This window comes from Streptomyces niveiscabiei (assembly GCF_001419795.1).
GTDB classification, from domain to species: Bacteria; Actinomycetota; Actinomycetes; order Streptomycetales; family Streptomycetaceae; genus Streptomyces; species Streptomyces niveiscabiei.
This window is the reverse complement of the sequence record NZ_LIRL01001125.1, coordinates 1-2,909: the sequence shown is the minus strand read 5'-3', so window position 1 is coordinate 2,909 and position 2,909 is coordinate 1. Positions and strand designations below refer to the sequence as shown.

2 protein-coding genes and 1 pseudogene are annotated in these 2,909 nt (G+C 70.1%); 2 read left to right on the top strand and 1 reads right to left on the bottom strand.

Annotated features, from left to right (window positions below; translation table 11 throughout):
- The first annotated feature begins 304 nt into the window (after positions 1-304).
- Together sucC and sucD are read left to right on the top strand one after the other, a co-directional pair.
- Positions 305-1,483 (top strand): ADP-forming succinate--CoA ligase subunit beta, encoded by a 1,179-nt coding sequence (sucC, locus tag AOK24_RS40855; RefSeq protein ID WP_055724967.1) that lies wholly within the window; start codon positions 305-307, stop codon positions 1,481-1,483.
- Between the two features lie 28 nt (positions 1,484-1,511).
- Entirely contained in the window at positions 1,512-2,396 is an 885-nt protein-coding gene (sucD, locus tag AOK24_RS40850) for a succinate--CoA ligase subunit alpha (RefSeq protein WP_055724966.1), read from the top strand.
- Positions 2,397-2,470: 74 nt separating this feature from the next.
- On the opposite strand, the pseudogene AOK24_RS40845 reads toward sucD, so the two are convergent.
- Positions 2,471-2,909 (bottom strand): annotated as a pseudogene (locus AOK24_RS40845) (RNA polymerase subunit sigma-24); the annotation flags it as partial.

Below are 2,909 nucleotides of genomic sequence, written 5' to 3'. Positions count from 1 at the left end.
GGCCGGCTCCCCTCGTACCCGTCCCTCCCTCTCGCCCCTCCGCGCCCGCCTGCGGGACCTGCGGAGACGGCACGCGGTGCCAGGAAGGGGGCCGTCGGGCGGCATCATGTGACAGGTATCACCGCCTGGGTGTGACCCGCGATTTAGAGGGGGTCGCATGGCAGGGATAACCTGCGAGACGGACATGCCGCGCGCTCGGACACCGTGTGCGCCCTGCTTGTGACACATGCGGTCGTCACGTTGCCCTTCGCGGCACGCCCACGCATCCAACGAACCGCGAGATCACTGATAGGGACGGAAGCGCGTGGACCTGTTCGAGTACCAGGCGAGGGACCTCTTCGCCAAGCACGATGTACCGGTGCTGGCCGGTGAAGTCATCGACACGCCTGAGGCGGCCCGCGCAGCCACCGAGCGGCTCGGTGGCAAGTCCGTCGTCAAGGCCCAGGTGAAGGTCGGTGGCCGCGGCAAGGCCGGCGGCGTGAAGCTGGCGGCCACGGCCGACGAGGCGGTCGAGCACGCGACCAACATCCTCGGCATGGACATCAAGGGCCACACGGTCCACAAGGTGATGATCGCCGAGACCGCGCCGGAGATCGTGGAGGAGTACTACGTCTCCTTCCTCCTGGACCGCGCGAACCGCACCTTCCTCTCCATCGCGTCCGTCGAGGGCGGCATGGAGATCGAGGAGGTCGCCGAGACGCGTCCCGAGGCCGTCGCCAAGACGCCGATCGACGCCATCGAGGGCGTGACCCCCGAGAAGGCCCGCGAGATCGTCGAGGCCGCGAAGTTCCCGGCCGAGGTCGCGGACAAGGTCGCCGACGTCCTCGTCACGCTGTGGGACACCTTCATCAAGGAGGACGCCCTCCTCGTCGAGGTGAACCCGCTGGCGAAGGTCGCCTCCGGTGACGTCATCGCGCTGGACGGCAAGGTCTCCCTGGACGACAACGCCGAGTTCCGCCACCCCGACTTCGAGGAGCTCCACGACAAGGCCGCGGCGAACCCGCTCGAGGCCGCGGCGAAGGAGAAGGGCCTCAACTACGTCAAGCTGGAGGGCGAGGTCGGCATCATCGGCAACGGCGCGGGTCTCGTCATGAGCACCCTCGACGTCGTCGCCTACGCCGGCGAGAACCATGGCGGCGTCAAGCCCGCCAACTTCCTGGACATCGGCGGCGGCGCCTCCGCCCAGGTCATGGCCAACGGCCTGGAGATCATCCTGGGCGACCCGGACGTCAAGTCCGTGTTCGTGAACGTCTTCGGTGGCATCACCGCCTGTGACGAGGTCGCCAACGGCATCGTCCAGGCCCTGAAGCTCCTCGAGGACCGCGGCGAGAACGTCTCCAAGCCGCTCGTCGTCCGCCTCGACGGCAACAACGCCGAGCTGGGCCGCAAGATCCTCACCGACGCCGCCCACCCGCTGGTGCAGCGCGTCGACACCATGGACGGCGCGGCCGACAAGGCCGCCGAGCTGGCCGCCGCCAAGTAAGCACTCAGGACGAGGACACCGACACACCATGGCTATCTGGCTCAACAAGGACAGCAAGGTCATCGTCCAGGGCATGACCGGCGCCACCGGGCAGAAGCACACCAAGCTGATGCTGGCGGACGGCACCAACGTCGTGGGCGGCGTGAACCCGCGCAAGGCCGGTACGACCGTCGACTTCGACGGCACCGAGGTACCCGTGTTCGGCACGGTCGCCGAGGCGATCGAGAAGACGGGCGCCAACGTCACCGTCATCTTCGTGCCGGAGAAGTTCACGAAGGACGCCGTCGTCGAGGCCATCGACGCCGAGATCGAGCTGGCCGTCGTGATCACCGAGGGCATCGCCGTGCACGACTCCGCGTCGTTCTGGGCGTACGCCGGCAAGAAGGGCAACAAGACCCGGATCATCGGCCCGAACTGCCCCGGCATCATCACGCCCGGTCAGTCGAACGTCGGCATCATCCCCGGCGACATCACCAAGCCGGGCCGCATCGGGCTGGTCTCGAAGTCCGGCACGCTGACGTACCAGATGATGTACGAGCTGCGTGACATCGGCTTCTCGACCGCCGTCGGCATCGGTGGCGACCCGATCATCGGCACCACGCACATCGACGCGCTCGCCGCGTTCCAGGCCGACCCCGACACCGACCTCATCGTCATGATCGGTGAGATCGGTGGCGACGCCGAGGAGCGGGCCGCCGCGTACATCAAGGAGAACGTGACGAAGCCGGTCGTCGGCTACGTCGCGGGCTTCACCGCGCCCGAGGGCAAGACCATGGGCCACGCCGGCGCCATCGTCTCCGGTTCGTCCGGCACCGCCCAGGCGAAGAAGGAGGCCCTTGAGGCCGCGGGCGTCAAGGTCGGCAAGACGCCGACCGAGACGGCCAAGCTGGCCCGGGAGATCCTGGCCGGCTGACGCCGACCGGTCCCTTCCGATGGGCCCGCTCCCCGCACGGGGGCGGGCCCATCGGCGTACCCGGCACCGGCGCGTCATCTGACGTCCGGTACGAGCCTCTCAGGGCCGTGGCTCGTCTCCTTGCGCAGCTTCGCCCGCAGCGACAGCTCCGCGTCCGACAGCGCGCCCGGCGCCTGCCTCGGCGGGACCCCGCTGACCGTCGCCCCCGGCGGGACCGGCGGCTCGTAGTGCGTGGGCGCCGTGTTCAGGGTCAGGGCCGTCGCGCCGATGATCGCCACCGTGAACGCGATGGCCGCGCGCGTCCAGAAACTCGCCCGGCGCTCCCCCGCCAGCCGTACCGCCCTCGGCCTCGGCGCCCGCAGGCGCTCCGCCGAGGCGGCCTCCGCCAGGCGCCGGTGGAGGGTGGCCGGGTCGGCGAGCTCGGGCAGGCGGGTGGCGAGCGCCTCGCGCGCGTACAGGACGCGGCCCGCCGCCGCCGGGGTGCTCGCCTCCGTCTCCGCCGCCGTCTCCGGC

Bases quoted from the DNA above. Each gene is read 5' to 3' on its own strand.
- sucD (WP_055724966.1), top strand. From the start codon at position 1,512: ATGGCTATCTGGCTCAACAAGGACAGCAAGGTCATCGTCCAGGGCATG.